The sequence below is a fragment of the Streptomyces sp. NPDC092296 genome (assembly GCF_044755465.1).
Classification (GTDB): domain Bacteria; phylum Actinomycetota; class Actinomycetes; order Streptomycetales; family Streptomycetaceae; genus Peterkaempfera.
The window spans coordinates 134,637-160,959 of record NZ_JBIVRB010000010.1; the positions used below are offsets into that span (position 1 = coordinate 134,637).

Annotated in this window: 25 protein-coding genes; 12 read left to right on the top strand and 13 right to left on the bottom strand. The window is 74.3% G+C overall.

The annotated features are described in order from the left end of the window. Nucleotides 1-149: 149 nt before the first annotated feature. Nucleotides 150-1,256 (top strand): endo-1,4-beta-xylanase, encoded by a 1,107-nt coding sequence (locus tag ACIQGZ_RS21285; protein ID WP_402603893.1) that lies wholly within the window; start codon nucleotides 150-152, stop codon nucleotides 1,254-1,256. 125 nt (nucleotides 1,257-1,381) lie between these two features. On the opposite strand, the gene ACIQGZ_RS21290 is transcribed toward ACIQGZ_RS21285, so the two are convergent. Then, a complete protein-coding gene (locus tag ACIQGZ_RS21290; protein ID WP_402603896.1) occupies nucleotides 1,382-1,702 on the bottom strand; it encodes a DUF3040 domain-containing protein in 321 nt (106 codons plus the stop codon). A 262-nt stretch (nucleotides 1,703-1,964) separates the two neighbouring features. Between ACIQGZ_RS21290 and ACIQGZ_RS21295 the strand changes: the two genes are divergently transcribed. Next, nucleotides 1,965-3,545 (top strand): adenosine deaminase, encoded by a 1,581-nt coding sequence (locus ACIQGZ_RS21295; RefSeq protein ID WP_402603899.1) that lies wholly within the window; start codon nucleotides 1,965-1,967, stop codon nucleotides 3,543-3,545. A gap of 44 nt (nucleotides 3,546-3,589) precedes the next feature. On the opposite strand, the gene ACIQGZ_RS21300 is transcribed toward ACIQGZ_RS21295, so the two are convergent. The 9 genes from ACIQGZ_RS21300 to ACIQGZ_RS21340 all read right to left on the bottom strand — a co-directional run bounded on the left by ACIQGZ_RS21300 (nucleotide 3,590) and on the right by ACIQGZ_RS21340 (nucleotide 11,895). Next, nucleotides 3,590-4,453 (bottom strand): NAD(+)/NADH kinase, encoded by an 864-nt coding sequence (locus ACIQGZ_RS21300; protein ID WP_402603901.1) that lies wholly within the window; start codon nucleotides 4,451-4,453, stop codon nucleotides 3,590-3,592. 78 nt (nucleotides 4,454-4,531) lie between these two features. Continuing rightward, nucleotides 4,532-4,852 carry a DUF3040 domain-containing protein gene (locus ACIQGZ_RS21305; RefSeq protein WP_402603903.1) on the bottom strand — a complete coding sequence of 107 codons (321 nt, stop codon included), beginning with the start codon at nucleotides 4,850-4,852 and terminating at the stop codon, nucleotides 4,532-4,534. A 74-nt stretch (nucleotides 4,853-4,926) separates the two neighbouring features. After that, nucleotides 4,927-6,453 carry an MFS transporter gene (locus ACIQGZ_RS21310; RefSeq protein ID WP_402604043.1) on the bottom strand — a complete coding sequence of 509 codons (1,527 nt, stop codon included), beginning with the start codon at nucleotides 6,451-6,453 and terminating at the stop codon, nucleotides 4,927-4,929. Between the two features lie 337 nt (nucleotides 6,454-6,790). Continuing rightward, entirely contained in the window at nucleotides 6,791-7,225 is a 435-nt protein-coding gene (locus ACIQGZ_RS21315) for a DUF2267 domain-containing protein (RefSeq protein WP_402603905.1), read from the bottom strand. A gap of 574 nt (nucleotides 7,226-7,799) precedes the next feature. Then, the gene (locus ACIQGZ_RS21320; RefSeq protein WP_402603907.1) at nucleotides 7,800-8,345 is read right to left on the bottom strand and encodes a hypothetical protein; all 546 of its coding nucleotides are present in this window, start codon (nucleotides 8,343-8,345) and stop codon (nucleotides 7,800-7,802) included. Between the two features lie 89 nt (nucleotides 8,346-8,434). After that, entirely contained in the window at nucleotides 8,435-9,190 is a 756-nt protein-coding gene (locus tag ACIQGZ_RS21325; RefSeq protein WP_402603909.1) for a class I SAM-dependent methyltransferase, read from the bottom strand. A gap of 71 nt (nucleotides 9,191-9,261) precedes the next feature. Continuing rightward, entirely contained in the window at nucleotides 9,262-9,441 is a 180-nt protein-coding gene (locus tag ACIQGZ_RS21330) for a hypothetical protein (protein WP_402603910.1), read from the bottom strand. Nucleotides 9,442-9,486: 45 nt separating this feature from the next. Continuing rightward, nucleotides 9,487-10,266, bottom strand: coding sequence for a GAF domain-containing protein (locus ACIQGZ_RS21335; RefSeq protein ID WP_402603912.1), 780 nt, complete (start codon nucleotides 10,264-10,266; stop codon nucleotides 9,487-9,489). A 315-nt stretch (nucleotides 10,267-10,581) separates the two neighbouring features. Then, nucleotides 10,582-11,895: a PP2C family protein-serine/threonine phosphatase gene (locus tag ACIQGZ_RS21340; protein WP_402603914.1), complete on the bottom strand. Its 1,314-nt coding sequence runs from the start codon at nucleotides 11,893-11,895 to the stop codon at nucleotides 10,582-10,584. A gap of 354 nt (nucleotides 11,896-12,249) precedes the next feature. Between ACIQGZ_RS21340 and fabG the strand changes: the two genes are divergently transcribed. The 7 genes from fabG to kynU all read left to right on the top strand — a co-directional run bounded on the left by fabG (nucleotide 12,250) and on the right by kynU (nucleotide 20,222). Then, nucleotides 12,250-12,969 carry a 3-oxoacyl-[acyl-carrier-protein] reductase gene (gene fabG / locus ACIQGZ_RS21345; RefSeq protein ID WP_402603916.1) on the top strand — a complete coding sequence of 240 codons (720 nt, stop codon included), beginning with the start codon at nucleotides 12,250-12,252 and terminating at the stop codon, nucleotides 12,967-12,969. Between the two features lie 5 nt (nucleotides 12,970-12,974). After that, a complete protein-coding gene (fabI, locus tag ACIQGZ_RS21350) occupies nucleotides 12,975-13,742 on the top strand; it encodes an enoyl-ACP reductase FabI (protein ID WP_402603919.1) in 768 nt (255 codons plus the stop codon). A gap of 129 nt (nucleotides 13,743-13,871) precedes the next feature. Then, on the top strand, nucleotides 13,872-14,474 hold the full coding sequence (locus tag ACIQGZ_RS21355) for a Uma2 family endonuclease (protein ID WP_402603921.1): 603 nt from the start codon (nucleotides 13,872-13,874) through the stop codon (nucleotides 14,472-14,474). 135 nt (nucleotides 14,475-14,609) lie between these two features. Further along, nucleotides 14,610-15,458, top strand: a complete 849-nt coding sequence (locus tag ACIQGZ_RS21360; protein ID WP_402603924.1) for an MIP/aquaporin family protein — start codon at nucleotides 14,610-14,612, stop codon at nucleotides 15,456-15,458. A gap of 76 nt (nucleotides 15,459-15,534) precedes the next feature. After that, entirely contained in the window at nucleotides 15,535-17,052 is a 1,518-nt protein-coding gene (glpK, locus tag ACIQGZ_RS21365; protein WP_402603927.1) for a glycerol kinase GlpK, read from the top strand. Between the two features lie 54 nt (nucleotides 17,053-17,106). Beyond that, nucleotides 17,107-18,819 (top strand): glycerol-3-phosphate dehydrogenase/oxidase, encoded by a 1,713-nt coding sequence (locus ACIQGZ_RS21370; protein ID WP_402603930.1) that lies wholly within the window; start codon nucleotides 17,107-17,109, stop codon nucleotides 18,817-18,819. A gap of 140 nt (nucleotides 18,820-18,959) precedes the next feature. Then, entirely contained in the window at nucleotides 18,960-20,222 is a 1,263-nt protein-coding gene (kynU, locus tag ACIQGZ_RS21375) for a kynureninase (protein ID WP_402603933.1), read from the top strand. A gap of 120 nt (nucleotides 20,223-20,342) precedes the next feature. On the opposite strand, the gene ACIQGZ_RS21380 is transcribed toward kynU, so the two are convergent. Further along, complete coding sequence (locus tag ACIQGZ_RS21380; RefSeq protein WP_402603936.1) at nucleotides 20,343-21,017, bottom strand: FadR/GntR family transcriptional regulator; 675 nt, start codon at nucleotides 21,015-21,017, stop codon at nucleotides 20,343-20,345. 86 nt (nucleotides 21,018-21,103) lie between these two features. Here ACIQGZ_RS21380 and ACIQGZ_RS21385 point away from each other — a divergent pair, with 86 nt between their 5' ends. The 3 genes from ACIQGZ_RS21385 to ACIQGZ_RS21395 all read left to right on the top strand — a co-directional run bounded on the left by ACIQGZ_RS21385 (nucleotide 21,104) and on the right by ACIQGZ_RS21395 (nucleotide 23,150). Next, nucleotides 21,104-22,366, top strand: a complete 1,263-nt coding sequence (locus tag ACIQGZ_RS21385; RefSeq protein WP_402603938.1) for a CynX/NimT family MFS transporter — start codon at nucleotides 21,104-21,106, stop codon at nucleotides 22,364-22,366. Nucleotides 22,367-22,423: 57 nt separating this feature from the next. Then, the gene (locus tag ACIQGZ_RS21390) at nucleotides 22,424-22,546 is read left to right on the top strand and encodes an SGM_5486 family transporter-associated protein (RefSeq protein ID WP_402603940.1); all 123 of its coding nucleotides are present in this window, start codon (nucleotides 22,424-22,426) and stop codon (nucleotides 22,544-22,546) included. A gap of 82 nt (nucleotides 22,547-22,628) precedes the next feature. Beyond that, nucleotides 22,629-23,150, top strand: a complete 522-nt coding sequence (locus ACIQGZ_RS21395; protein WP_402603942.1) for a SixA phosphatase family protein — start codon at nucleotides 22,629-22,631, stop codon at nucleotides 23,148-23,150. A gap of 47 nt (nucleotides 23,151-23,197) precedes the next feature. Here ACIQGZ_RS21395 and serB read toward each other — a convergent pair whose 3' ends face one another. Next, nucleotides 23,198-24,439, bottom strand: a complete 1,242-nt coding sequence (gene serB / locus ACIQGZ_RS21400; protein ID WP_402603944.1) for a phosphoserine phosphatase SerB — start codon at nucleotides 24,437-24,439, stop codon at nucleotides 23,198-23,200. Nucleotides 24,440-24,538: 99 nt separating this feature from the next. Beyond that, nucleotides 24,539-26,197 carry a streptophobe family protein gene (locus ACIQGZ_RS21405; protein ID WP_402603946.1) on the bottom strand — a complete coding sequence of 553 codons (1,659 nt, stop codon included), beginning with the start codon at nucleotides 26,195-26,197 and terminating at the stop codon, nucleotides 24,539-24,541. Between the last annotated feature and the right edge of the window lie 126 nt (nucleotides 26,198-26,323).

Genomic DNA, 26,323 nt, shown 5'->3' on the forward strand with positions numbered 1-26,323 from the left:
CAGATTTCCGGTGCACGGGGGTTGACCCGTGGAAATCGCTGGCCCTAGGTTTCCCGGAACTTGCGGGGCAGCCATCGAAACTTTCGAAACCGCCCAGGTCGGACGACGACCGGGGCCGGGTGCTCCGCCATGCCTGAAAGGGACACAAGGTGATCAAGGTGACCCGCGCCGCGGTCTGCGGCGCCGCGACAGTGGCCGTGCTCGTCTCCGCACTCGCCCTGCCCTCCGCTTCGGCCCACCCCGGCAAGCGCCACATCCCGGCCCCGCCCAAGGCCCCCGCCGCGAAGGCGCAGACGCTCGGCTCGCTCGGCCTGCGGGCGGGCGTCCGGATCGGCACCGCGGTCGACATGTCCGCGCTGGCCGACGACGCGCCGTACCGGGCGAAGGTGGCCGGGGAGTTCTCCTCCGTCACCCCGGAGAACGTCATGAAGTGGGACGCCGTGGAGCCCACGCGCGGCACCCACGACTGGAAGGCCGCCGACACGCTGGTGGACTTCGCCCGCTCCCACAACCAGCTGGTCCGGGGCCACACCCTGATCTGGCACAACCAGCTGCCGTCCTGGGTCACCGGCGGCAACTGGACCACCGCCCAGCTGCGGGACATCCTGCACCGCCACATCACCGACGAGGTCTCGCACTTCAAGGGCAAGGTCTGGCAGTGGGACGTCGTCAACGAGGCGTTCAACGACGACGGCACCATGCGCGACACCATCTGGCTCCAGAAGCTCGGCCCCGGCTACATCGCCGACGCCTTCCGCTGGGCCCACCAGGCCGACCCCAAGGCCAAGCTGTACATCAACGACTACAACATCGAGGGCGTCAACGCGAAGAGCACCGCCCTCTACCAGCTGGTCTCCCAGCTGCGCCGGCAGGGCGTGCCGATCGACGGCGTCGGCATCCAGGGCCACCTGGACGTCCAGTACGACACCCCCGGCGACATCGTCGACAACATGAAGCGGCTGGACGCCCTCGGGCTGGAGACCGCCATCACCGAGGCCGACGTGCGCATCCCGCTGCCGCTGGACAGCACCAAGCTGGAGGCCCAGGCCCAGGCGTACAACGTGCTGCTCCAGGGCTGCCTGCTCACCCGGCACTGCACCGACTTCACGGTCTGGGGCTTCACCGACAAGTACTCCTGGGTGCCCAGCACCTTCGCCGGTGAGGGCGCGGCCAACATCATGGACGAGAACTACCGGACCAAGCCCGCCTACCGGGCGCTCAGCCAGGACCTGATGCTGGCGGCCAGGGGCCGCTGACCGGCCACCGGGCGGGGCGGTCCGACGGCCCGCCGCCCCGCCCGGGGTCCGTACCCCGGGCAGCCGTCTTCCCGGGCAGCCGTCTTCCTGGGCAGCCGTGGTTCCGGGCCGCCGTGCTGAACCCGTCAACCGGCGCGCCGGCGGCGCCCGGTGACGATCAGCACCGCCAGCACGATCAACCCGGACACGGCGAACGCCGCGCCCCCGCACGCGGTCACCGCCCGGCTGCGCCCGGACTCGCCCAGTGACAGCAGCGACATGCCGAGCAGGAACGACACCCCGGCCGCGACCACCACCGTCCCCAGCCATGCGTCCCGGACGGCCGCCCGCAGCCTGCTGCGGCGGTCCCCGAAACTGCCGAGCAGCCGCGCCAGCGCCGGGTCCCGGTCGGCCAGGTGCTGCTCGATATCGGCGAGAACCCGCTGGTCGTGCATGGAGAGACCCATCGGCCGCCTCCCGTGGTTCGGCTGGTGCGCGGTGCCGCCACCGCCGTCCCATCGACCGGGCGGAGCCGCGCCGTACCTCTCTCCAGCGTCCCACGGCCGGTGCCGACCGGCGCGCCGATCAAGAGCCCCGCACGCGCGGGCGTACGCCCATCGGCCGCGCGCCGGGTGGCACCCTCCTGAGCCGCCCCCGCGCTGCCAACGCCCCCCGATGGCCCCGGCCTGTCGGCGGGTGTGCGGCGGCCGCGGTGCCCAGGATGCCGCCATGACTCACGCATCCCGAGCCGCCGCGTCCCGGCGCGCCGCCCTGTTCCCGCTCGCCGTCAGCGCCGCGCTGGCGCTCTCCCTGCTGCCCGCGCCGTCCGCCTCCGCCAGGGGCGCCGCCGGTCCCACCGCCGCCGCGCGCCGGGTCTCCGGCTACCTCCAGGGCATCCGGGACCGGCCGAAGGCGCTCGCCTCGTTCTTCCACGACCTGCCCAAGGGCGGCGACCTGCACAACCACCTCTCCGGCGCGGCCTCCACCGAACTGCTGCTGCGCCTTGCCGTGGAGGACGGGCTCTGTATCGACCCGACGGACACGGCCATCGAGCCGCCCTGCACCGGTGACACCCGTCCGGCCTCCGACACCGAGCACGACGCCGACTTCCGGCGCGAGGTGATCCGCGCCTGGTCGATGCAGGACTTCAAGCCCGGCGCGGAGTCGGGACACGACCACTTCTTCGCCACCTTCGGCAAGTTCGGCGAGGCGAGCTGGCGCCACCCCGGGCGGCTGGTCGCCGACGTCGCCAACCGGGCCGCCGAGCAGCACCAGTTCTACCTGGAGACCATGCTCACCCCGGCCTCCTCCGGGGCCGCCGCGCTGGCCGCCAAGGTCGGCTGGGACAGCGACCTGGCCCGGATGCGCCGCAAGCTGCTGGCCGACGGTGGCATCGACAGGCTTGTCCGGCAGGCGAGGGCCGACGCCGACGCGACGATGGCCGAGTTCCACGCCGCCGCGCACTGCGGCACCGCCCATGCCGAGGCGGGCTGCTCGCTGCCGGTCCGGTTCATCTCCCAGGTCTCCCGCTCCACCGCGCCCGAGCGGGTCTTCACCCAGCTGGTGCTGGGCATGGAGCTGGCCGAGCGCGACCCGCGCTTCGTCGCGGTCGACCTGGTGCAGCCCGAGGACGCCCCGGTGGCGCTGCGTGACTACACCCTCCAGATGCGGATGCTGGACTACCTGCACGGCCAGTACCCCGGCGCGCACATCACCCTGCACGCGGGCGAGCTGGTCCCCGGCCTCGTCAAGCCCGAGGACCTGACCTTCCACATCCGCCAGGCGGTGGTCCTCGGCCGCGCCGAGCGGATCGGCCACGGCGTGGACATCCGGCACGAGGACGGCTACCAGGACCTGCTGCAGCTGATGGCCCGGCGCCACATCGCGGTCGAGGTCCCGCTGACCAGCAACGCGCAGATCCTCGGCGTCAACGGCGCCGAGCACCCGTTCCCGCTGTACCGGCAGTACGGCGTCCCGGTGGCGCTCTCCACCGACGACGAGGGCGTGGAGCGCACCGACATCAGCCACGAGTACCAGCGGGCTGCGCTGACCTACCGGCTGGACTACCCCGCGCTGAAGAAGCTCGCCCGGGACTCGCTGGAGTACGGCTTCCTGACCGGCCACAGCCTGTGGCGCGGCCGGGACGGCTACCAGGTGGTGCCGGAGTGCGCCGGTGACCGGCTCGGCGCGGCGCACCCGCGCACCGGCTGCTCCCGCTTCCTCGCCGCCAACGCCAAGGCGGCCGTGGAGTGGAAGCAGGAGGGTGCCTTCGGGTCCTTCGAGCAGAAGGTGGTCAACCGGAAGGCGTGACCGCCGCGCGGCGGCCCCGGCCCGCCCGGGGGCCGGGGCCGCCGTCAGGGCCCGGCCTCCGGGGAGCCGGTGATCCGCAGCTTGCGCTGGACACGCTGGTAGAAGGTGGTCAGCCCCAGCCGCACCACGCTGGCCGCCGTGGGCAGCATGGTGACGTCCACGGTGTCGCCGGGCCCGACATGGCCGACCACCCGGCCGTCCGCCTCCACGGCCAGCTCCCCGCTGTGGGGGAGCACGGTCAGGACCAGCTTCTCCCCGGCCGACAGGTACAGCGCCCGGTTGAACGCCGAGTGCGGCGCCACCGGTGTCACCAGCAGCCCCTCCGCGCTGGGCGAGACGATCGGCCCGCCCGCCGAGAAGCTGTACGCCGTGGAGCCGGTCGGCGTCGCCACGATCACCGCGTCGGCGGCGTAGCGGACGAACGGGTGCCCGTCGACCTGCACGCCCACGGCGGCGGACCGGTTGCCCGGGATGCGGGCCAGCACGATGTCGTTGAACGCCAGCTCGTGCCGTCCGCCGCTGTCGGCCCGTACGCCGGAGCGCGGCTCCACGGTGAAGCGCTGCTCGTCGATCGCGGAGAGCGCCGCCTGGACCTCCGGGATGTCGACCTCGGCGAGGAAGCCCAGCCGGCCCACATTGACGCCCAGCACCGGTGCGTGGCCGGTCGCCGCCAGCCGCATCGCCCGCAGCATGGTGCCGTCGCCGCCCAGGCTGACGATCAGATCGGCCCGCCGGGCGAACTCGCCGTCCGCGACGGCCAGCGCCCCCGCGCCCAGCCGGTCCACCTCCCCGGGGGCCGCCAGCACCTGCCCACCGTGCGCATGCGCCCACTTGGCGACCACCGCCAGCGTCCCCCGGCAGTCGCGCTCCGGGTGCAGCACCACACCCACCGCGTTGACCAGCCCCATCTGTCGACTCCTCGCGCTCGGTGCGGGCGTGAGGGCCCCCGTCGCCCGCTCCGCCCCGGTCCCCGTACGGCAGGGCGGTCAGCCGCCGCGCCGGCGGCGCAGCCGGCCGCTGAACGCGGCCGCCCCCAGTGTCAGCGCGGTCACCAGTGTCAGCGAGCCGGCGATGGTCAGCGCCTCGCCGTGGACGGCGACCGCCACCGCCAGCAGCACCGTGCCGAGCAGCAGTGCCACTCCGGCGGCGACGACGGCCGTGCCGCGCCACAGGGCCCCGGCCGTGCCCCGCACCCGCGTGCGCTGCTCTCCGAAGTCGCTCAGCAGGCTCGCCAGCCGGGGGTCGTGCTCGGTGAGGTGCTGCTCGATGTCGGCGAGGACCTGCCGGTCGTGCATGGAGAGGCCCATAGCCACCTCCTGATGATTCGGCGGACGCGGTGGCCGATCAGAAGTATCGGACATTGCGCCCCTTTCCTCTCATATCAGTCTGCCCCGCCTTTCGGATACCCGGACCCGGCGGTGCCATCCGCCTCCAGGGGCCGCAGCTCCGCCCCGGCGGCCCGCAGCTCCGACCAGGTGGCCGCCGAGGCCGCCCCTTCCCGCTCCCGGGCCGTGCCGCGCTCGTGCCGCGCCTGCTCCCAGCGCCCGCCGACCACATCGGCCAGCGCCACCAGCAGCGCCGCCAGCACGAAGGCGGTGGCCACCACCACCCCGAGCTGGAACGCCCCGGGCCAGTCCCCGTGGTGCGAGGCGACCCGGGCGAAGAACACCGACCCCACCGCCGCGATGCCGATGGCCGAGCCGATCCGCTGCGCGGTCTGGAGCACCCCGCCGGCGCTGCCCGCCCGGACCACCGGGACCTCGTTCAGCGTCAGCGTCTGGTTGGGCGAGATCACCAGCCCGCTGCCCAGCCCCGCCAGCAGCAGCGGCGCCGCCGTCGCCCACCCCGCCGACGGCCCCGGCACCCGGTGCACCGCGAACGCCGCCCCCGCCAGCCCGACCACCACCATCACCAGCCCCCACACCACCAGCGGCCGCCCGAAGCGGTGCACCACCCGGCCGCCCACCGCCGCCGCACCGGCCGAGCCCAGCGCGAACGGGGTGATGGCCACCCCGGCCAGCAGCGCGCTGTAGCCCAGCCCGTTCTGGAGGTACAGGGTGAAGATGAAGAAGATCGCGGTGAAGCCGCCGAAGTACACCAGCGACAGCAGCGTGCCCAGCGCGTACGAACGGGCCCGGAACAGCCCGAGGTCCACCAGCGGCTCGCCGCGCCGCCGGTAGCGGCCCTCCCAGCCGGTGAACGCCCCGAGCAGCACCACCGCCACCGGCAGCAGCAGCCACTTGCCGCTGCCGTGCCACTGCTGCTCCTGGACGAACGGCAGCAGCAGCAGCACGGTGCCCGCGCCGAGCAGCACCACGCCCGCCGGGTCGAAGTTGCCGCCGTGCCGGCCGGCCCGGCGCCGGGCGGCCCGCTCGGCGCGCTCCGCCGCCGGCGGTCCCGGCAGCAGCCGGTACGCCACCGGCAGTGCGGCGATGCCGATCGGCAGATTGACGTAGAAGACCCAGCGCCAGCCCTCATGGCTGCCGAACGCCTGGATCAGCAGCCCGCCCAGCAGCGGCCCGACGGCGGTGGAGATGCCGACGGTGGCCCCCAGCAGCCCGAACGCCCGGCCCCGCTCCGGGCCCCGGAACAGCTGCTGGATGAAGCCGGAGACCTGCGGCATCAGCAGACCGCCCGCAACGCCCTGGAAGAGCCGCGCGCCGACCAGCCAGGACGGCGTCTGCGCCGCGCCCGCCAGCGCGCTGGCGGCGGTGAACAGCGCGAGCCCGGTCATGAAGACGGCGCGGCGGCTGCGGGCGTCCCCGAGCCGCCCGCCGGGCACCAGCGCCAGGCCGAAGGTGAGGGCGTAGCCGGAGAGCACCCACTGCAGGGCGCTGTCGGAGGTGTGCAGGCCGGACCGGATGGTGGGCAGGGCGACATTCACGATGCTCACATCGAGCAGGGTCATGAAGCCGGCGACCAGGCAGACCGCGAGGGCGTGCCAGCGGTGCGCCGACGGGGGCTCCTCCGGTCGGCCGGGATCGCCTCCGGAGCGGTCATGGGCGGCGGATGCTGTACTCACGGAAGCGGTGTCCTCTTCGCGTCTGCTCGGCGGCTGCGCGGTGGGCCGGAGGGTTCCGGGCCGCTGCGGTCTGTCACTGCTGTTCTCCTCCGGGCACTGCTGTTCCCCTCCGGGCGCTGCCGTCTCTGAAACGGCTTCCTCTCACACTGCTGCCCATGGACGGCGGGTCCATGGGCGGCGTTCGGGGGCATGCGCCCGCGCGGGGCCGCACGGACGAGCCGGGTCAGCGGGCGGGCGCGGTGTCGTCCGCCCGGACGGCGGGCAGCAGCTCACCGATGTCGTGCGGCAGCACCCGGCCGAGCTTCTGCATCAGCTCCGGTGAGAGGGCCGCGTCCAGCACTTCCAGCACCGCGCTGGCCTCCCGCAGGGCGGCCTCCTCCGAGGCGCCGCCGCGCCAGGCGATCCGCCCGGCGAACGCCGTCAGATCGAAGCGCTCGCCGCTGCGGCGGTGCTCGGGCGACGCCTGGTGGGCGGCCGCGACCCGGCGCAGATGCTCGGAGACCTCGGTGGGCAGCTGGGCCGCCAGATGCTCGCCGAGGCCGTCCGGTATCCGCTCCGCCAGCGTCTCCAGCGTCGCCCGGACCGCCCGCTCGGCCGAGCCCCGGTCGGGGAGGGCGGCTCGGGCCTGGACCTGGCCGATGAACTCGTCGTGGTGCATGGTGATCGGCTCCCCGGGTCGGACGGTTCCGGGCCGGCCGGCCTGCTCGCAGCGGCCCGCCCTGCCTGCGGCCTGTGACGGCCTCCTCAGGGACGCGTGTCCAGGCGGCGCGGTCCGAAACCGGTCCAGGGTCACCGTGGCGGCGGCCGGCCCGCCCCCGCCGACCCCGGACCAGCCAGGTCTCGCCCCGGGAGATCGCCCCCGGGACCCACCCGGCCTCGAAGCGGTCCGGCCACTGGCCGACCCCCCGGGCCCGGAGCCAGGCCGCCGCCTCGTCCAGCACCGCCGGCACCTCGCCGGTCTCCCCGACCCCGGCCCGCCGGAACTCCACGGCCCGGCCGTGCCACGTCCTCGTCACCGCGTGCGCGCCCGTGTCCGCCACAGCAGCCGATGGTTCCGGCCGCAGCCCCGGTGCCGCATCCGGCCACTGGCCGGTGCGCCGCTGAGCTGGCGGCACCAGATCGGCCGGCACCCCGACGCGCCCGCCGCCCGCAGCGCCGGCCACGCCCGCCGGCTCGCTGCCCACCCCCGGTTCGGCCCGGCCGCCTCCCGGCCCCGGGGGCGGCCCCGGGGGTCAGCCGGCGCGGTCGAGGGGTTCGGCGTCGAGGAGGCGGCGGAGCTGGGGGCGGTGCAGATCGGCGATGGGGGCGAGCAGATCGGGGTGCCGGAGCAGGGCGGCGGCGGTGCGGTCGCGGTCGCCCGGGGCGGTGAGGCGGCGGAAGTCGGCGGGCGCCCCGGCCGCGTGCTCGCCGTGCGCGACGACCGCCACCGCGGCGGCGGCCAGGGCGGGGTCGGTGAGCAGGCAGGCGGCCCAGCTGGTGACGACCTCGTCCACCCAGGTCCGCCAGGCGTGGTCCCGGTGGTCGTACCGCTCCTCGGGGTCGTACCGGCCCGCGTCCGCGCCCACCAGCCAGTCCAGCCGCCCGGAGCCGCCGGGGCCGACCATGGCGACCAGCGCCGCGTCCACCGAGGTCGGATACCGCAGCCACGCCGCCACCGTGGCCGCCTGCCGCGCCTGCGCCTCGGCCAGCGCGGTGCCGAGCGGGCCGCCGGCCGGCGGGTAGGCCCGCAGCAGCCACTGGGCCGTGGCCGTGACGACGGGGGACAGGTCGAGCGACACGGCGGCGGACCTCCTCGGGATGCCATGGGGACGGGACGCTGCGACCGTACCCGGCAAAGGGGGTGCGGCGGAGCACACCATGACGAAGCTCACGGGCGCTTGCGGGCCTCGATCAGAAAGCGGGTGGCGTGCGCCACGAACGGCCCGTCGGCCTGGATGCGGTCGTGCAGCGCCCGCAGTTCGGTGCGGTACCGGTCGACCGTGAAGTCCGGGACGGTCCAGATCACCTTGCGCAGGAAGTAGACCACCGCGCCCACGTCGTGGAAGACGGCCCGCAGCGACTCCGACCGCAGGTCGACCACGGACAGCCCGGCCGCCTCGGCGGCCGCCCGCGCCCGCTCGGGGTCACGCGCCGTGGAGGGCGGCTGCGGGCCGAGGAAGTACTCGGTCAGCTCCCGGTTGGTCGCGGGCCCGATCTGCTGCGAGAAGTACGTACCGCCGGGGCGCAGCACCCGGGCGATCTCCGGCCAGCAGGTGGTCACCGGGTGGCGGCTGAGCACCAGGTCGAAGGCGGCCGCGCCGAACGGCAGCGCCTGCTCGTCGGCGGTGGCGACGACCAGCGCGCCCCGGGGGTGCAGCCGCGCCGTCGCGGCGGCGACATTGGGCGGCCAGCACTCGGTGGCGGCCGTCAGCGGGGCCAGCCGCGGCAGACCGGCCAGCACTTCGCCGCCGCCGGTCTGGACGTCGAGCGCGGCGGTGGCGCGGGCCATCCGCTCGCCCGCCAGCCGGGCGTACCCCCAGGACGGGCGCTCCTCGGTGGCGCGCCCGTCCAGCCAGGAGAAGTCCCAGCCGTCGACGGAGACAGCGGCGGCCTCGGTGATCAGCTCCTCGAACGTGTGTGGCATACCGCGAAGCCTGGCAGCCGCGCCGCCGCAGCTGCCAGTGAATATCGGCCGGGCCGTCCGGCGGGCGCCGGTCAGCTCCCGGTACGGCGCCCGAGCACCTTGCCGACCAGCGGCCCGAGCCGGCCCAGCAGCCGGAGCCCGGAGGCGCGGGCCGCCGAGCGCCGCACCTTGGCGAAGTACTCGTCGCCGGAATCCCGGCCGTCCATCCAGCGGCGGCCGGATGCGATGATCGCGATCTCGCTGTCACTCACGGTGGTCCCCCATCTGCCCATCGGCACAGAACGGTCAAGCAGATACTAGGAGTCGCCGAGCCGTTGCACACCGTCGCCTTCGGCCTGCCTGCGCTGCGCGGGCGACGCCTCCGCGCCGGGGCGCCCGCCGCCGGGCTGCGCGCCCAGGGCCGGGCCGGCGGTCGGACCGGTGGCCGGATGGTGTCCGACCGCGTGCGAGGTGCCGATCAGGCGCGCGAACACCCGTACGAAGGATTCGCGCACCTTGGCGAGGTCCCCGGCCTTGGGGGCGTCGATGATCAGCACCCCCTGCGGCTGGTCCCCGGCGAAGACCGGGGCGACGACGGCGGTCTGGTAGTCGCCGCCCAGGCTGATGCTCAGATTCCCGTTGGCGTTGCGGTTGTCCGGGACGACCACGATGTCGCCCTGGTGGATGGCGTGCAGCAGGGCCCGCCCGTCCTTGTCGCCGTCCCCGAATCCGGGCGGCGCGTCGTCCGGCACCCCGGACATGGCCTCCTTCTTCAGGTACCGGCCCTGGCTCTCCAATGCGTAGAAGGCGCACCGGGCATCCGGACCGGCGTGCTTGGCCACCACCGTGGTCAGCCGGTCGTCGATCACGCCGAGCAGCGCGGCGGCCTCGTCCGGCTGGGTCGCCAGCATGCCCATGTGGTCGGCGACCGCCGCCAGTGCCGCTTCGAACCTGATCTCCTCGCGGCTGCGCATCCGCCGGTTGACCTGGAGCCCCCCGGAGGCGGCCAGCACCGAGGACGCCACGCCGATCACCAGGTAGGCGCTCTTGGTGACCCCTGCGGTCTCGCTCAGCTGCGCCCCGGCGAAGAACGTCACGCCGGGCAGAACCGCCGTGAGAACCGAATAAGTAATACTGTGCCATTTAGGGTTGGTCGTCCAGTCTGGCATTTCACCTTCCTCGGCGCATGCGCGAACCCACCAAGGGGCACCGCTTCTCCCTGTAAGGGTTCCTTAACCGGGACTGGATCACCTGTTTTGAGACGGGAAAAGGCGCGGGGGAATTCGGAGTGCGAATTTTTCGCGCGCCGCCCGGCGCTCCGCCGCGAGCCCCCTGCGGCAGCCGGGAAACAGCAGCCCGGGAAACAGGTGGCGCGGTCGCGATACCGGCGCCGTGGCGGACCGGCGTCCGGCTCAGTAGGCGAGCCGCAGCGCCAGCAGGGCCACGTCGTCGCGGAAGACCCCGCCGCGGTGGGCCAGCAGCGCGTCGCAGAGTTCCGGGAGCGGCCGGTCGGCGAGGGTGGCGGCGGCCTGCGCGAGGTCGCCCATGCCACGGTCCAGGGAATACCGGGGGTGCTCGATCAGGCCGTCGGTGAAGAGCAGCAGCGTACTGCCGGTGGCCACCGTCTCCCGGTGGTCCGGGCGCGGCAGATCGGGGTCCACCCCCAGCGGGATGCCCACGTCGCCGCCGTACAGGTAGCGGGCCCGGCCGTCGTCGGTGAGCAGCAGCGGCGGCAGGTGCCCGGCGCTGGCCCACCAGAGCCGCCAGTGGTCGCGGTCGAGCGGGTCCAGCCTGGCCACCAGCACCGTCGCCATCGGACCGCCGTGCAGCCGGTGCAGCACCTCGTCCAGCCGGTGCAGGATGCGGCTGGGCGGCTCCTGCTCGTCGAAGGCGATGACCCGCAGCATGTTGCTGATCTGGCTCATCGCGGTGGCGGCGTGCAGGTCGTGGCCCATCACGTCACCGATCATCAGGCAGGGCGCACCGTCGGGCAGCCGGATCAGGTCGTACCAGTCGCCGCCGACCCGGGGCACCTCGGAGGACGGCTGGTAGCGGGCCTCCAGCCGCAGCGGCCCGAGGTCCGGCAGCCTGGGCAGCAGCCGCCGCTGGAACTCCTCGGTGGCGTCCCGCAGCCGCAGATACAGCCGGGCGTTGTCGATCGCCACCCCCGCCACCCCGGCCAGCGCCATCACCACCGACTCGTCCGCCTCGGTGAACGGCCCGCCGTCGTTCTTGTCCGCGAGGTACAGGTCGCCGTACACGGTGCCCCGGACCAGGATCGGTACGCCCAGCAGCGTCCGCATCACCGGATGCCCCGGCGGGAAGCCGCTCGCCGGATGGCCGGCCAGGTCGTCGACCCGCAGCGGGTGCGGGTTGCGCACCAGCTCGCCCAGGATGCCCTCGCCATGCGGCAGCCGGCCCAGCGCGGCGAAGCCCTCCCCGCCCTCGCCCGACGGGATCAGCTCGGTGAAGTCGCCCGCCTCATTGAGCACCCCCAGCGCCCCGTAGCGCGCGTCGACCAGGGTGCGGGCCGCGTCCACCACGGTGCGCAGCACGGCGGACAGCTCCAGCTCGCCGCTGATCGACAGCACCGCCTCCAGCAGCCGCTGCATCCGTCCGTGCAGGTCGGCGGCCCGGCGCATCCCCTCCTGGACCCGGGCCTGCTCCGCCGCGCCCCGGTCGCCCTCGTCGGGCCCGGTGCCGGGCACTTCGGCTGTCGTACCCATCGGCCCTCCGTCCCGTCGGCGCTCCGTCCGGCCGGTCGGCGGCGGCCCGCGCGTCCGCGCGGAACGCGCACTCCGGCCGGGCCACGTGGGTACGGCTGCCCACGCCGGGCCCGCTCATTCACCCCGGCCCGCCTGCTCGTCGACCCTGCCCCGCCTGCTCGTCGACCCTGCCCCGCCCGCTCGTCGACCCCAGTCCGACTGTCGAGAACCCACAGTTCAGCGGCGGTGGAGCTGTGGGAGGCGGATTCGCCCGACAGCACGGCGGCCAGATAGCGTCACAATGCGTAGGCGCGACGCGCCTCGACCGGCCCCGGACCTGAGGGGCCCGAAGACCAGATCAAGAGAGGTGGACCCTTGAGCCGCTCGGTACTCGTCACCGGAGGTAATCGGGGCATCGGCCTCGCCATCGCCCAGGGCTTCGCCGAGGCGGGCGACCGGGTTGCCATCACCAGCCGCTCGGGCGAGGTCCCGGAGCAGCTGGCGAAGTACGACGTGCTCGCGGTCCGCTGCGACATCACCGACTCCGCGCAGGTCGAGGCGGCCTTCGCGGAGGTCGAGGAGAAGCACGGCCGGGTGGAGGTGCTGGTGGCCAACGCCGGCATCACCAAGGACACCCTGCTGCTGCGCATGTCCGAGGACGACTTCACCTCCGTCCTGGAGACCAACCTCACCGGCACCTTCCGGGTGGTCAAGCACGCCGCCAAGGGCATGCTGCGGCAGCGCAAGGGCCGGATCGTACTGATCTCCTCCGTCGTCGGCCTGTCGGGCTCGGCGGGCCAGGCGAACTACGCCGCCTCCAAGGCCGGTCTGGTGGGCTTCGCCCGCTCCCTGGCGCGTGAGCTGGGCTCGCGCAACATCACCGTCAACGTCGTCGCCCCGGGCTTCGTCGACACCGACATGACCGCGGTGCTCGGCGAGGAGCGGCGCGCGGAGATCATCTCGGGCGTGCCGCTCGGCCGCTACGCCGCGCCGGCCGAGATCGCCTCCGCGGTGCGCTTCCTCTCCTCGGACGACGCCGCGTACATCACCGGAGCCGTCATTCCCGTCGACGGCGGATTGGGCATGGGTCACTGATCACCATGAGTGGACTTCTGAACGGCAAGCGGATTCTGGTCACCGGGGTCCTCCTGGAGTCGTCGATCGCCTTCCACACCGCCAAGCTGGCGCAGGAGCAGGGCGCCGAGGTCATCCTCACCGGCTTCGGCCGCCTCAGCCTGGTCGAGCGGATCGCCAACCGGCTGCCCAAGCCGGCCCCGGTGATCGAGCTCGACGTGCAGAACACCGAGCAGCTGGACGGGCTCGCGGACAAGGTGCGCCAGCACGTCGACGGCCTGGACGGCGTGGTGCACTCCATCGGGTTCGCCCCGCAGGACGCCCTGGGCGGCAACTTCCTGAACACCCCCTGGGAGTCGGTCGGCACCGCCGTCCACGTCTCGGCGTACTCGCTGAAGTCGCTCACCATGGCCTGCCTGCCCCTGATGGAGGGCGGCGGCTCGGTGGTCGGCATGGACTTCGACGCCTCGGTGGCGTGGCCGCAGTACGACTGGATGGGCGTGGCCAAGGCCGCGCTGGAGTCCACCTCCCGCTACCTGGCCCGCCACCTGGGCCAGGAGAACATCCGGGTGAACCTGGTCTCGGCCGGCCCGATCAAGTCGATGGCCGCCAAGTCCATCCCCGGCTTCGAGGAGCTGGCCGGCGTCTGGGAGAGCCGCGCCCCGCTCGCCTGGGACCTCACCGACCCGGAGCCGGCCGCCCGTGGCGTCGTCGCGCTGCTCTCGGACTGGTTCCCCAAGACCACCGGCGAGATCGTGCACGTCGACGGCGGCCTGCACGCCATCGGCGCCTGACCCCCCGCACCACCCCCTCCCCTGCGGCCCGACGGCCGGCCACTTCCCCGGCCGGCCGCCGGGCCGCGGCCCGTTGTCGGCCCCGCTGGCTAGGCTGGCTTTGCACAGCGTCGTCGGAGGGTGGCCGTCGTGAACGAGAAGATCGCCAGGGACATCGAGACCCTGCGCAGCATCATGAGTGACATCCCGGAGATGGAGGGGGTGGAGCTCGCCATGCGCGACGGGTTCATCATGATGAGTCCGCTCAAGCCGGTGCACAACCCGACCACCTGGGAGATCGCCGGCATGCTCAAGGCCCAGCTCGGACCGGAGTGGGCGGTCAGCGGTGATGTGCGTTTCAAGCACCCGACCTGGGCGCACGACAACGCGCCGGACGTCTTCGTCTGGTCGGCCGGAGCCCAGCAGCGCGGTCGCACCGACGAGCCGGCGGACCTCATCGAGTTCGCCTGCGAGGTGGTCTCGCCCAGCAGCGTGGAGAACGACTACCTGGACAAGGCGGTGGCCTACGGGTCGGTCCCCGTGCCCGCCTACCTGATCCTCGACCCGTACACCCGGCGGGCCACCCTGCACAGCCACCCCGCGAACGGCGCCTACCACCGGTGCGAGTACTTCGACTACGGAGACGTGGTCAAGGTCGACCTGCCAGCCGGGCAGATCACGCTCGACACGGCGGAGCTGCCGGCGGCCCCGCAGGACGAGCAGCGCAGCGAATGGCCGGTTCTGCAGCGCTGACGTCCACGCCGCTTCACCGCTCCGCCACCCGGACGGCCGTACGCCGCAGGACGGCCCGGGGGGCTCCGTGCGCAGGATGGTCAGGCACGGTGCCACCCACGGCCGGTCCTGGCGGCCGGTAGGAAGCGGGCAGTGATGGCTGAGCGATTGCGCAGATCGGGGCTGGCCGGCGAGCTGGGGGCCGAGTTCGCCGGGACGATGGTGCTGATCCTGCTCGGAGCCGGCGTGGTGGCCCAGGTGATCGCGGGCGGCGGCCTCACCGACCCCAAGGGCGGGCTGGGCAATCACGACAGCATCTCCTGGGCGTGGGGCCTGGGCGTCACCTTCGGCGTGTACGTCGCCGCGCGGCTCAGCGGCGCCCACCTCAACCCGGCGGTCACCGTGTCGCTGGCCACCTTCCGGGGCTTCCCCTGGCGCAAGGTCGTGCCGTACGCGGTGGCGCAGACCCTCGGCGCCTTCGTGGCCGCCCTGCTGGTGCGGTGGAACTACACCGAGGTGCTGGCCAGATTCGACCCCGGGCACACCTTCAAGACCCAGTTCGTCTTCTCCACACTGCCCGGCAACGGCTCCACGGCGGCGGGCGTGCACGAGTGGGGGGCCTTCCGGGACCAGGTGATCGGCACCGCCATCCTGGTGCTGCTGATCTTCGCGGTGACCGATCTGCTGAACACCCCGCCCGGCGCCAACCTGGGCGCCTTCATCATCGGCCTGATCGTGGTGGCGATCGGCATGGCCTTCGGCACCAACGCCGGCTACGCCATCAACCCGGCCCGTGACTTCGGCCCCCGGCTGGCCAGCTTCATCACCGGCTACCGGACCGCCTGGCGCGACCAGTGGGGGAACCTCTACTTCTGGGTGCCGATCATCGGACCGCTGATCGGCGGCCTGGTCGGCGCGGCCTTCTACCAGTTCGCGGTGGGCCGCTGGATTCCGGGGGCCGAGCCCGAGCCGCCCGGCCGCATCCCCCCGTCCCAGGAAGCCTGAGGCGTGCCCGGACCAAACCCGCACCGGACCGGACCGCGCCCCACCCCGGCCGTTCCACCCATGAGAGGCAGCAGCCATGGCGGACTTCGTCGGCGCGGTGGACCAGGGGACCACCAGCAGCCGCTTCATGATCTTCGACCACGACGGCAACGAGGTCGCCAAGCACCAGCTGGAGCACACCCAGATCCTGCCGCGCCCCGGCTGGGTCGAGCACGACCCGGTGGAGATCTGGGAGCGCACCAACGTCGCCATCCAGAACGCGGTCCGCTCGGCCGGCATCGCCGCCACCGACCTGGCGGCCGTCGGCATCACCAACCAGCGCGAGACCACCGTGGTCTGGGACCCGCACACCGGCCAGCCGTACTGCAACGCCATCGTCTGGCAGGACACCCGCACCGACCGGATCGCCTCCGCCCTGGAGCGCGACGGGCGCGGCGACCTGATCCGCCGCCGGGCCGGACTGCCGCCCGCCACCTACTTCTCGGCCGGCAAGATCCAGTGGATCCTGGAGAACGTCGACGGCGTCCGCCGCGCCGCCGAGCAGGGCCGCGCCCTCTTCGGCACCACCGACTCCTGGGTGCTGTGGAACCTCACCGGCGGCCCCAGCGGCGGCATCCACGCCACCGACGTCACCAACGCCAGCCGCACCATGCTGATGGACCTGGAGACCCTGGACTGGGACGACGAACTGCTGGAGATCTTCGGCATCCCGCGCGCCATGCTGCCGACGATCAACCCCTCGTCCGACCCGGAGGCGTACGGCCAGGCCCGCAGCAGCCGCCCGCTGCGCACCGCCGTCCCGATCACCGGAGTGCTCGGCGACCAGCAGGCCGCCACCGTCGGCCAGGTCTGCTTCGCCCCCGGCGAGGCCAAGAACACCTATGGCACCGGCAACTTCCTGCTGCTCAACACCGGTACCGAACCGGTCCGCTCCGAGCACGGGCTGATCACCACCGTCGCCTACCGCTTCGGCGACGCGCCCGCCGTGTACGCGCTGGAGGGCTCCATCGCGGTCACCGGCTCGGCCGTGCAGTGGCTCCGCGACCAGCTGCACACCATCACCGACGCGGCCGGCAGCGAGCGGCTGGCCCGCACCGTGCAGGACAGCGGCGGCCTGTACTTCGTACCCGCCTTCTCCGGGCTGTTCGCCCCGTACTGGCGCTCCGACGCCCGCGGCGCCATCGTCGGCCTCGCCCGCTACCACACCAACGGCCACCTGGCCAGGGCCACCCTGGAGGCCATCTGCTACCAGAGCCGCGACGTGGTCGAGGCCATGGAGCAGGACTCCGGCGTCCACCTGGACGTCCTCAAGGTCGACGGCGGCGTCACCGCCAACGACCTCTGCATGCAGACCCAGGCCGATGTGCTCGGCGTCCCGGTCAGCCGGCCCGTGGTGGCCGAGACCACCGCGCTGGGCGCCGCCTACGCCGCCGGGCTGGCCACCGGCTTCTGGCGGGACACCGATGAACTGCGCGACCACTGGCACGAGTCCAAGCGCTGGCAGCCGCAGTGGAGCGAGGAACGCCGCGCGGCGGGGTACGCGGGCTGGCAGAAGGCCGTACAGCGCACCCTCGACTGGGTCGAGGTGGAGTGAACGGCAGCGAGCAGCACGGCGTCCGCGCACCACGACACGACGAGGAGCTGACCCATGGTGAAGCCGGTAGCACTCTCCCCCCGGAACCGAGCCGAGGCACTCACCCGCCTCGGGGAGCACGAACTCGACATCCTGGTGGTCGGCGGCGGCGTGGTCGGCGCCGGAGCCGCCCTGGACGCCGCCACCCGGGGGCTGAGCGTCGGCCTGGTCGAGGCCAGAGACTGGGCGTCCGGCACCTCCAGCCGCTCCAGCAAGCTCATCCACGGCGGCCTGCGCTACCTGGAGATGCTGGACTTCCGCCTGGTCGCCGAGGCCCTCAAAGAGCGCGGCCTGCTGCTCCAGCGCCTCGCCCCGCACCTGGTCCGGCCGGTGCCGTTCCTCTACCCGCTGCAACACCGCGTCTGGGAGCGCCCGTACGTCGGCTCCGGCGTGCTGCTGTACGACACCATGGCCATCGGCTCCGGCAACTCGCGCGGCCTGCCCCACCACCGCCACCTCACCCGGCGCGGCGCCCTGCGGGAGGCCCCCGCGCTGCGGCAGGACGCCCTGGTCGGCGCGGTGCAGTACTGGGACGCCCAGGTGGACGACGCCCGGCACACCATGACGCTCGCCCGCACCGCCGCCGCGTACGGGGCGCTGGTGGCCAACCGCACCCGGGTCACCCGGTTCCTGCGGCAGGGCGAGCGGGTGGTCGGCGCGGTCGTCACCGACCTGGAGAGCGGCAGCACCACGGAGGTCCGCGCCAAGCAGGTGATCAACGCCACCGGCGTCTGGACCGACGACACCCAGAGCATGGCCGGCACCCGGGGCCAGTTCCACGTCCGCGCCTCCAAGGGCGTCCACCTGCTGGTGCCCCGGGACCGGATCAACTCCCGCACCGGCCTGATCCTGCGCACCGAGAAGAGCGTGCTCTTCGTCATCCCCTGGGGCCGGCACTGGATCGTCGGCACCACCGACACCGACTGGGACCTGGACAAGGCCCACCCCGCCGTCAGCTCCCGGGACATCGAGTACCTGCTCGACCACGTCAACAAGGTGCTGGTCACCCCGCTCACCCCGGAGGACGTCGAGGGCGTCTACGCCGGACTGCGCCCGCTGCTGGCCGGCGAGGCCGCCGAGACCAGCAAGCTCTCCCGCGAACACCTGGTGGCCCACCCGGTGCCCGGCCTGGTGGTGGTCGCCGGCGGCAAGTACACCACCTACCGGGTGATGGCCAAGGACGCGGTCGACGAGGCCGTCCGCGCCCTGGACGAGAAGGTGCCCGGCTGCACCACCGAGACCGTCCCGCTGCTGGGCGCCGACGGCTTCCAGGCGATCTGGAACGCCCGGCACACCCTCGCCCGCCACTCCGGCCTGCACGTCGCCCGGGTCGAGCACCTGCTGCGCCGCTACGGCTCGCTGGTCGGGGAGGTGCTGGAGCTGATCGCGGACGACCCCTCGCTCGGTGAGCCGCTGCCCAGCTCCGACGACTACCTGCGGGCCGAGGCCGTCTACGCCGTCACCCACGAGGGCGCCCGGCACCTGGACGACGTGCTGGCCCGCCGCACCCGGATCTCCATCGAGTCCTGGGACCGGGGCGTGGACGCCGCCCGTACCGTCGCGGAGCTGATGGCCGGCCGGCTGGACTGGGGCAAGGAGCAGGTGGAACGCGAGATCGACCACTACCTCAAGCGGGTCGAGGCCGAACGGGAGGCCCAGCGGCAGCCCGACGACCACACCGCCGACGCGGTACGGCTCGGCGCACCCGAGATCGTGCCGCTCGGCTGACGCGCCCCGCCGGGAGTGGAGTGCGCCGACCACCCGCCGTAGGGTCCCGTGCAGAGGACCCCGCGGCGGGCGGCCCACCCCGGCCGGTTCGCCGCCGGACGCGAGAGCCGCGGCCCTCCCCGACCCCCGGAGGCGAACCGGTGACCCCAGCCACCGCCACCCGCACCGCCCTGGCGGCCCGCGCCGCCGCGCTGGACGCGGCCGACCCGCTGGCCGCCGTCCGCGGGCGGTTCCTGCTGCCCGAGGGGGTCGTCTACCTGGACGGCAACTCCCTCGGCGCGCTGCCCGCCGCCGTGCCGCCCGCGCTCCAGGACGCGGTGGCGCGCCAGTGGGGCACCGACCTGATCCGCTCCTGGAACGACAACGGCTGGTGGCAGGCCCCGCAGCGGGTCGGTGACGCCGTCGGCCGGCTGGTCGGCGCCGCCGCCGGGCAGACGGTGGTGGGGGAGTCCACCAGCGTCCAGCTGTTCAACGCGCTCACCGCCGCCGCCCGGCTGCGCCCCGGCCGCCCGCTGCTGCTCACCGACCCGGACCACTTCCCCACCGACCAGTACATCGCGGACTCGGTCGGCCGGCTGCTGGGCCTGGAGGTCCGCCGGGTCCCGGCCCGGGAGCTGGCCGCCGCGCTGGCCGCCGACGGCGACCGGGTGGCGGTCGCCGCATACGCGCCGGTGGACTACCGCACCGGGGAGCTGTACGACATGGCGGAGCTGACCGCCGCCGCCCACCGGGCGGGCGCGCTCATCCTGTGGGACCTGTGCCACGCGGCCGGAGCGCTGCCGGTGCGGCTGGACGGCATCGGCGCCGACCTGGCCGTGGGCTGCGGCTACAAGTACCTCTCCGGCGGCCCCGGCGCGCCCGCCTTCCTCTACCTCGCCCACCGCCACCAGGACTCCTTCGACCAGCCGCTGACCGGCTGGAACGGGCACGCCGAGCCCTTCGCGATGGAGGGCCGCTACCGCCCCGCCCCGGAGGTCTCCCGGGCCAGGATCGGCACCCCGCCGATGCTGTCGCTGCTGGCGCTGGAGGCGGCGCTCACCGCCTTCGACGGGGTGGAGATGGCCCAGGTCAGGGCCAAGAACACCTCGCTGACCGGCTTCTTCCTGGACTGCGCCGACCTGCTGCTGGACGGGCTCGGCTTCAGCGCCGCCACACCGCGCGCGGCCGACCGGCGCGGCAGCCAGGTCTCGCTGCGCCACCCGGAGGCATACCCGCTGGTCCAGGCCCTGGCGGCGCGCGGTGTCATCGGCGACATGCGGGCGCCGGACCTGCTGCGCTTCGGGGTGAACGCGCTGTACGTCTCGCATGCCGACGTGCTGGCGGCGGTGGGGGAGCTGGCTGCGGTGGCCGCTGCGGGGGAGCACCGCGCCGAGCGGTTCCGGCGGCGGGCGACGGTCACCTGAGGCGGCCGGTCATCTGAGGCGGCCGGTCATCTGAGGCGGCCGGTCACTTGAGGCGGCTGGTCATCTGAGGCGGTCGGTCACTTGAGGCGGCTGGTCATCTGAGGCGGTCGGGCGGGCCGGTCAGCAGGGTGCGGCGCGGCATCTGCCGATGGCGCCGGCGGCCTCCGCCGACGCCGACTCGGGGTCGCCCCGGCGGACGGCGTCGACGATGCCGTCGTGGGCCACGTACCGGTCGGCGGTGAGGACCGGGCCGATGTCCTGCCGCAGATGGGCGCGGAGCACCTCGCCCAGGTCGGCGTAGAGGGCGGTCAGCAGTTCGTTGTGCGCGGCGGCCACCACGACCTGGTGGAACGCCGCGTCGGCCTGCACGAAGGACTCCGGCTCACCGGCCCGCCAGGCGTCCTCCCGCCGCCGCAGCGCCACGTCCAGCAGTTCGAGGTCGCGGTCGGTGCGCCGGGCCGCCGCCAGCCCGGCGGCCGACGCCTCCAGCGCCGCCCGCAGCTCGGCCACCCTGGCCGGCTCGGAGTCCGCGAACCGCCGGTGCATCACCCCGGCCAGCTCGCTGGTGGCCAGGACGTAGGTGCCCGAGCCCTGCCGGATGTCCAGCAGCCCGTTGTGCGCCAGCGCCCGGACCGCTTCCCGGATGGTGTTGCGGGCCACGCCCAGCTGCTCGACCAGTGCGGACTCGGTCGGGATGCGCGAGCCGACCGGCCATTCGCCGGAGGCGATCTGGCCGCGCAGCTGCGCGATCACCTGGTCGGAGAGCGGGGTGCGCCGGGCCGACGAGAGCGGCATGGGACTCCTCGGGGTGTGGGGGCCTGTTGGACACATCATCCAACATCCATTCGACCAAATTCATCCTATGATTCTATGATGCTTCAATGTCGACCGCCACCAACCCCACCTCCGCAGCCGACGCGCCGACCATCGAGCAGCGTCAGGACCGCACCGCCCGCCGCGTGAGACTGCTGCTCGCCCTCGCCCTGGTCGCGGCGGCCGTCAACCTCCGGCCCGCCGTCACCAGCCTCGGCCCGCTGCTGGAGCGGGTCCGCGACGGGCTGGGCATGAGCGCCACCGTCGCCGGACTGCTCACCGCCGTCCCCTCCCTCTGCTTCGCCGTCTTCGGCCTGGCCGCCCCCGCCCTCGCCCGCCGGATCGGCCCGGCCGCCGTGGTCACCGCCGCCATGGGCGCCATAACCCTGGGCCTGGCCGCCCGCGCCTTCGCCGGCGGCACCGCCGTCTTCCTGCTGCTCAGCGCCCTCTCACTGGCCGGGATCGCCGTCTCCAACGTGCTGATGCCGGTGATCGTCAAGCGCTACTTCCCGGACCGGGTCGGCCCGATGCTCGGCCTGTACTCGATGGCGCTCTCGGCCGGCACCGCCCTGGCCGCCGCCGTCACCGTCCCGCTCACCACCGCCCTCGGCGGCAACTGGCGGGCCGGCCTCGGCATCTGGGCCGCCCTCGCCGCCGTCGCCCTGCTGCTCTGGCTCGCCGTGCTCGGCACCGACCGCAGGAGCCGCAGCGGCGCCGCACCGCAGTCCGGCGCCGCGGCCGAAGCCGCCGGGCCGCGCATCCTGCGCAGCCGCACCGCCTGGGCGCTGGTCGCCTTCTTCGGCCTCCAGGCGACTGGCGCGTACGCCACCATGGGCTGGCTGCCGCAGATCTTCCAGGACGCGGGCATCTCGGCCGGCGCCTCCGGCGTGCTGCTCGCGGTCACCATGGTGATCAGCGTGCCGGTCTCCTTCGTGCTGCCGTCGCTGGCCGCCCGCAGCGCCGACCAGCGGGTATTCGTCCTGGCACTGGGCTGCTGCGGGCTCGGCGGCTACGCCGGACTGGCCCTGGCACCGGCCGCCGCGCCCTGGCTGTGGGCGGTGCTGGCCGGGCTCGCCAACTGCTGCTTCCCGCTGGCCATCACCATGATCGGCCTGCGGGCCCGCAGCGCCGTCGGGGTGGCCCGGCTGTCGGCCTTCTCGCAGAGCCTGGGCTATCTGATCTCCATCCCGGGGCCGATCCTGGTCGGCGCCCTCTACCAGCACACCGGCTCCTGGTACGCGCCGATCGGGCTGCTGGCCGCACTGCTGCTGCCGCAGATGGGCGCCGGGATGCTGGCCGGACGTCCCCGGCACATCGAGGACGAGGCATGACGGCCGGACGGCGGCCCCGGTGCTCCCGGGCCGCCGTCCGGATGCGACACTCGGAACATGCCCGTGCTCGAACCGAACCCCACCGACGGCCACAAGAAGCTGCTGATGATCTTCGCGGCCATCGGCGGCATCCTGGTCGTCGTCGCCGTGATCGCCACCGTCGCCCAGTCCATGGGGTGACCGCTGCGGGCCCGCCACCCCGGTAGGGGGACGGCGGGCCGAGCGCCGCGCCGACGACGGCGTTTTCTGCAAAGCTGGCGTCATGAGCGTCGACACGCCCCGCAGGATCATCGTCCTCCGGCACGCGAAGGCCGACTGGCCGTCGGTGCCCGACCACGAGCGGCCGCTGGCCGACCGCGGCCGGAGGGACGCGCCCGAGACCGGCCGCTGGCTGGCCGGCGCGGGCATCAACCCCGAACTGGTGCTCTGCTCCACCGCGCTGCGCACCCGGGAGACCTGGAAGCTGGTCGCCCATGAGCTGCCCAAGCGCGCCCGCCGGACGGTCTACGAGGACCGCCTGTACGAGGCCAGCCCCGGCGAGATCATCGCCGTCCTCCAGGAGACCTCCGACGAGATCGGCGACGTACTGCTGGTCGGCCACAACCCCGGTGTCCAGGGCCTCACCGAGGTGCTCACCGCCGAGGCGGAGGGCGACACCCTGATCCGGCTGCGCCGGGGCGGCTTCCCCACCGCCGCCGTCGCGGTGCTCACCTTCACCGGCTCCTGGAAGTCGGCCGAGCCCGCCGCGGCCACGCTGGTGGCCTTCCACTCCCCGCAGGACTGAGCCCGGCGGCCGGCCTTCCGGCCCATACGGCGCTCGGAGGGAGCGGATCAGGCGTCCGACGCGTCCGCCGCCTCGACCTCTTCGCGGGTGATGCCCAGCAGGTACAGCACGGTGTCCAGGAACGGCACGTTCACCGCTGTGTCGGCGGCCTCGCGCACCACCGGCTTGGCGTTGAAGGCCACCCCGAGCCCGGCCGCGTTCAACATGTCCAGGTCGTTGGCACCGTCCCCGATCGCCACCGTCTGCTCCAGCGGCACCTGGGCCCGCTCCGCGAACCGGGCCAGCATCCGGGCCTTGCCCGCGCGGTCCACGATCTCCCCGACCACCCGGCCGGTGAACCGCCCGTCCGCGACCTCCAGCGTGTTGGCGGCGGCGAAGTCCAGCCCCAGCCGCTCCACCAGGTCATCGGTGACCTGGGTGAACCCGCCGGAGACGATGCCCACCTGGTAGCCGAGCCGCTTCAGCGTCCGGATCAGCGTGCGGGCGCCCGGCGTCAGCCGCACCTCGGCGCGGACCTTGTCCACCACCCCGGCGTCCAGCCCGGCCAGCAGCGCCACCCGGGCCCGCAGCGACTCCGCGAAGTCCAGCTCGCCGCGCATCGCCGCGGCGGTCACCTCCGCGACCTTCGCCTCGCAGCCCGCGTGGGCCGCGAAGAGCTCGATGACCTCGTCCTGGATCAGGGTGGAGTCGACGTCCATCACCACCAGCCGCTTGGCCCGCCGGTGCAGCCCCGCGCGGACCACGGCCACGTCCACCCGCTGCACCACGGCCTCGGCCGCCAGTGCGCCGCGCAGCGCATCGGTGGCCACACCGGAGACCGCCAGCTCCACGGCGGTCACCGGGTACTTGGCGAGCCGGAACACCCGGTCGATGTTGCCGCCCGCCTCGCTGATCCTGGCGGTGAGCGCGGCGACGGCCCCGGCGGTCAGCGGCTGGCCGAGCACCGTGACGTGCGAGCGGCCCTCACGGCGCGGCCGGTTGTCGCCCGTACCGGAGATGATCTCGGCCTGGAGCCGCAGTTCGTCGGCCCAGCGGTGCACGGTGGCGCGCAGCTCGCCCTCCGGGCCCGGCGCGCCGCCGGCCGGCGGGGTGACCAGGGCGCAGAGCGTTATCCGCCCCCGGGTCACCAACTGCTCGATGTCTATGACGTCCACACCGAAGGTGGCGAGGGTCGAGAAGAGACCCGCGGTGATACCGGGCCGGTCGGTACCGAAGACCTTGACCAGCAGGGTCCGGGGCTGCGGCGCCGCTTCGGGGAGGGGACCGGTGGGCGGGAGCGATGCGTTCATGGTGGCGTCCACGCTACCCGGCGCACGCCCGGCTCCACGCACCCCGTCCGCGTTGTGGACGCCCCCCGAGCGCCGGTGCGGCGGCCGGGGCGCGCGCGGTCAGGCGCCGGGCTCCCGGTGCGGCGGGTGCGGCGGGTGCGGTGGCGGCGGGGGAGTGCGGGCGGGCCCGTCGGCATAGGGGTTGAATCCGCCAGGTGGGTGACCGGCGCCCCCGGCGCGGTACGGGTTGTGCGGGTGGACGCCCCCGTCCGGCGGCCGGTGCTGCGGCAGGTCCCCGTACGGTGCCGGGCCGCCCTGCACCGGTACACCCTGCACCGGGCCGCCCTGCACCGGGCCGCCCTGCACCGGGCCGCCCTGCACCGGTACACCCTGCACGGGGGCAACAACACCGGTCGGCCGCTTGGCCGCCGCGAGCCGGCCGACCAGCAGCGCCCCGGCGAACCCCGCGACCGCCCCCCAGAGCAGCCCGTACAGCGCGGCCGGCGGCAGGCCGCCCCGCAGCGACGCCCCGGCGTCGAGCGCGCTGAAGCCGAACACCGACAGCTGCGCCCCCACGGTCACCGAGCACAGCGCCAGCCCGGCGGGCAGCAGGACGGCCAGCGCCACCCCGAGCCGTGCCGCCGCCCCCAGCGCCTCCCGTACCGCCGCCGGCCGGGGCGCGGCCACCGGCGTCCGTACGGCGGTGAGCACCCCGGCGAGCAGCAGCAGCAACGCCGCGGCCACCGGCAGCAGCCAGAGCGAGCCGTCCAGCTCCATCAGCCGGGGCACCGTGACGTCCTGCACCGTACCGGCCCGCAGCAGCCGGTCCAGCGGTGACGGGAGGGCGTCCAGCAGCGCCCCGGTCGCCTGCCCGGTGACCGGGACGCCCAGCCCGACCGGGACGGCGAGGCCGACGGCGTTGGGCGTACCCAGCAGCACCCCGCCGGCCGCGACCGCCGGGCTCCGGCCGTGCGCCAGCGGCAGCACCACCCCGGCCGCGGCACAGACCAGCACCGCGCCCAGCAGCACCGACCAGAGCGCCGAGGCGACCGGCCGTACGACCCGGCCCAGCGGCTCCCAGCCGTGCGGCAGCGGGGCCCGCCGGGAGACGGCGAACGCCAGCAGCAGGACCACCAGCACCGCCGGCAGCCCGGCGAGCAGTGTCGGCGCGGTCCGCACCGAGTAGTAGACGGCCGCCTTGGGTGCGGCCGCCCCGCCGATCAGGCCGGGCAGCTTCCCCGGGTCCAGCAGCCCGCCGAGGCCGCCGCCCAGCCCGTCCAGCAGCCCGCCGCCCTGGCCTCCCGCGCCACCGTCGCCCTGGCCGCCGCCGACCCCGGCCAGCCGGGCGATGTCCAGCGTCACGGTGTCCTCGCCGACCCAGGACAGCAGCCCCAGCAGCACCAGCGCGCAGCCCACCGCCGCCCCGGCCCGTACCGCCAGCTCCCGCCCCGCCACGGCCGGCCGCCCCCGCAGCGGCCGGACGAACAGCACGCCCAGCACCGCCGCGCCGGTGAAGGCCACCCCCAGCGGCATCACGTCCAGCGCCGTCGCGGCCTGCGCCACCCCGCCGGACCCAAAGGCCTGCACCGAGCCGGTGGTCGTGACCGAGCCACCCGCGCCCAGCGCCACCACGGCGGCGGTCAGCGGCCCCAGCCGGGCGTAGTCGTCGGCGCCCAGCAGCTGCAGCCCCAGCGCGGCCACCCCGGCCATCGCCACGAACGCCCAGCTCACCGCCGTCGCGGCCTGGACCGCCCAGCGCAGCCACCCACCCTTGCCCACAGCGCCCCCCGCTCCGCCGCCACCGGCGCCCGTCGACCGTTCCGCGCACCACCGTCGTGCGACCGCGTCAACGTTGCCACACGGTCACAGTGTTCGTGCCGAGTTCTCCGGCCAGTGGCCGAGCTG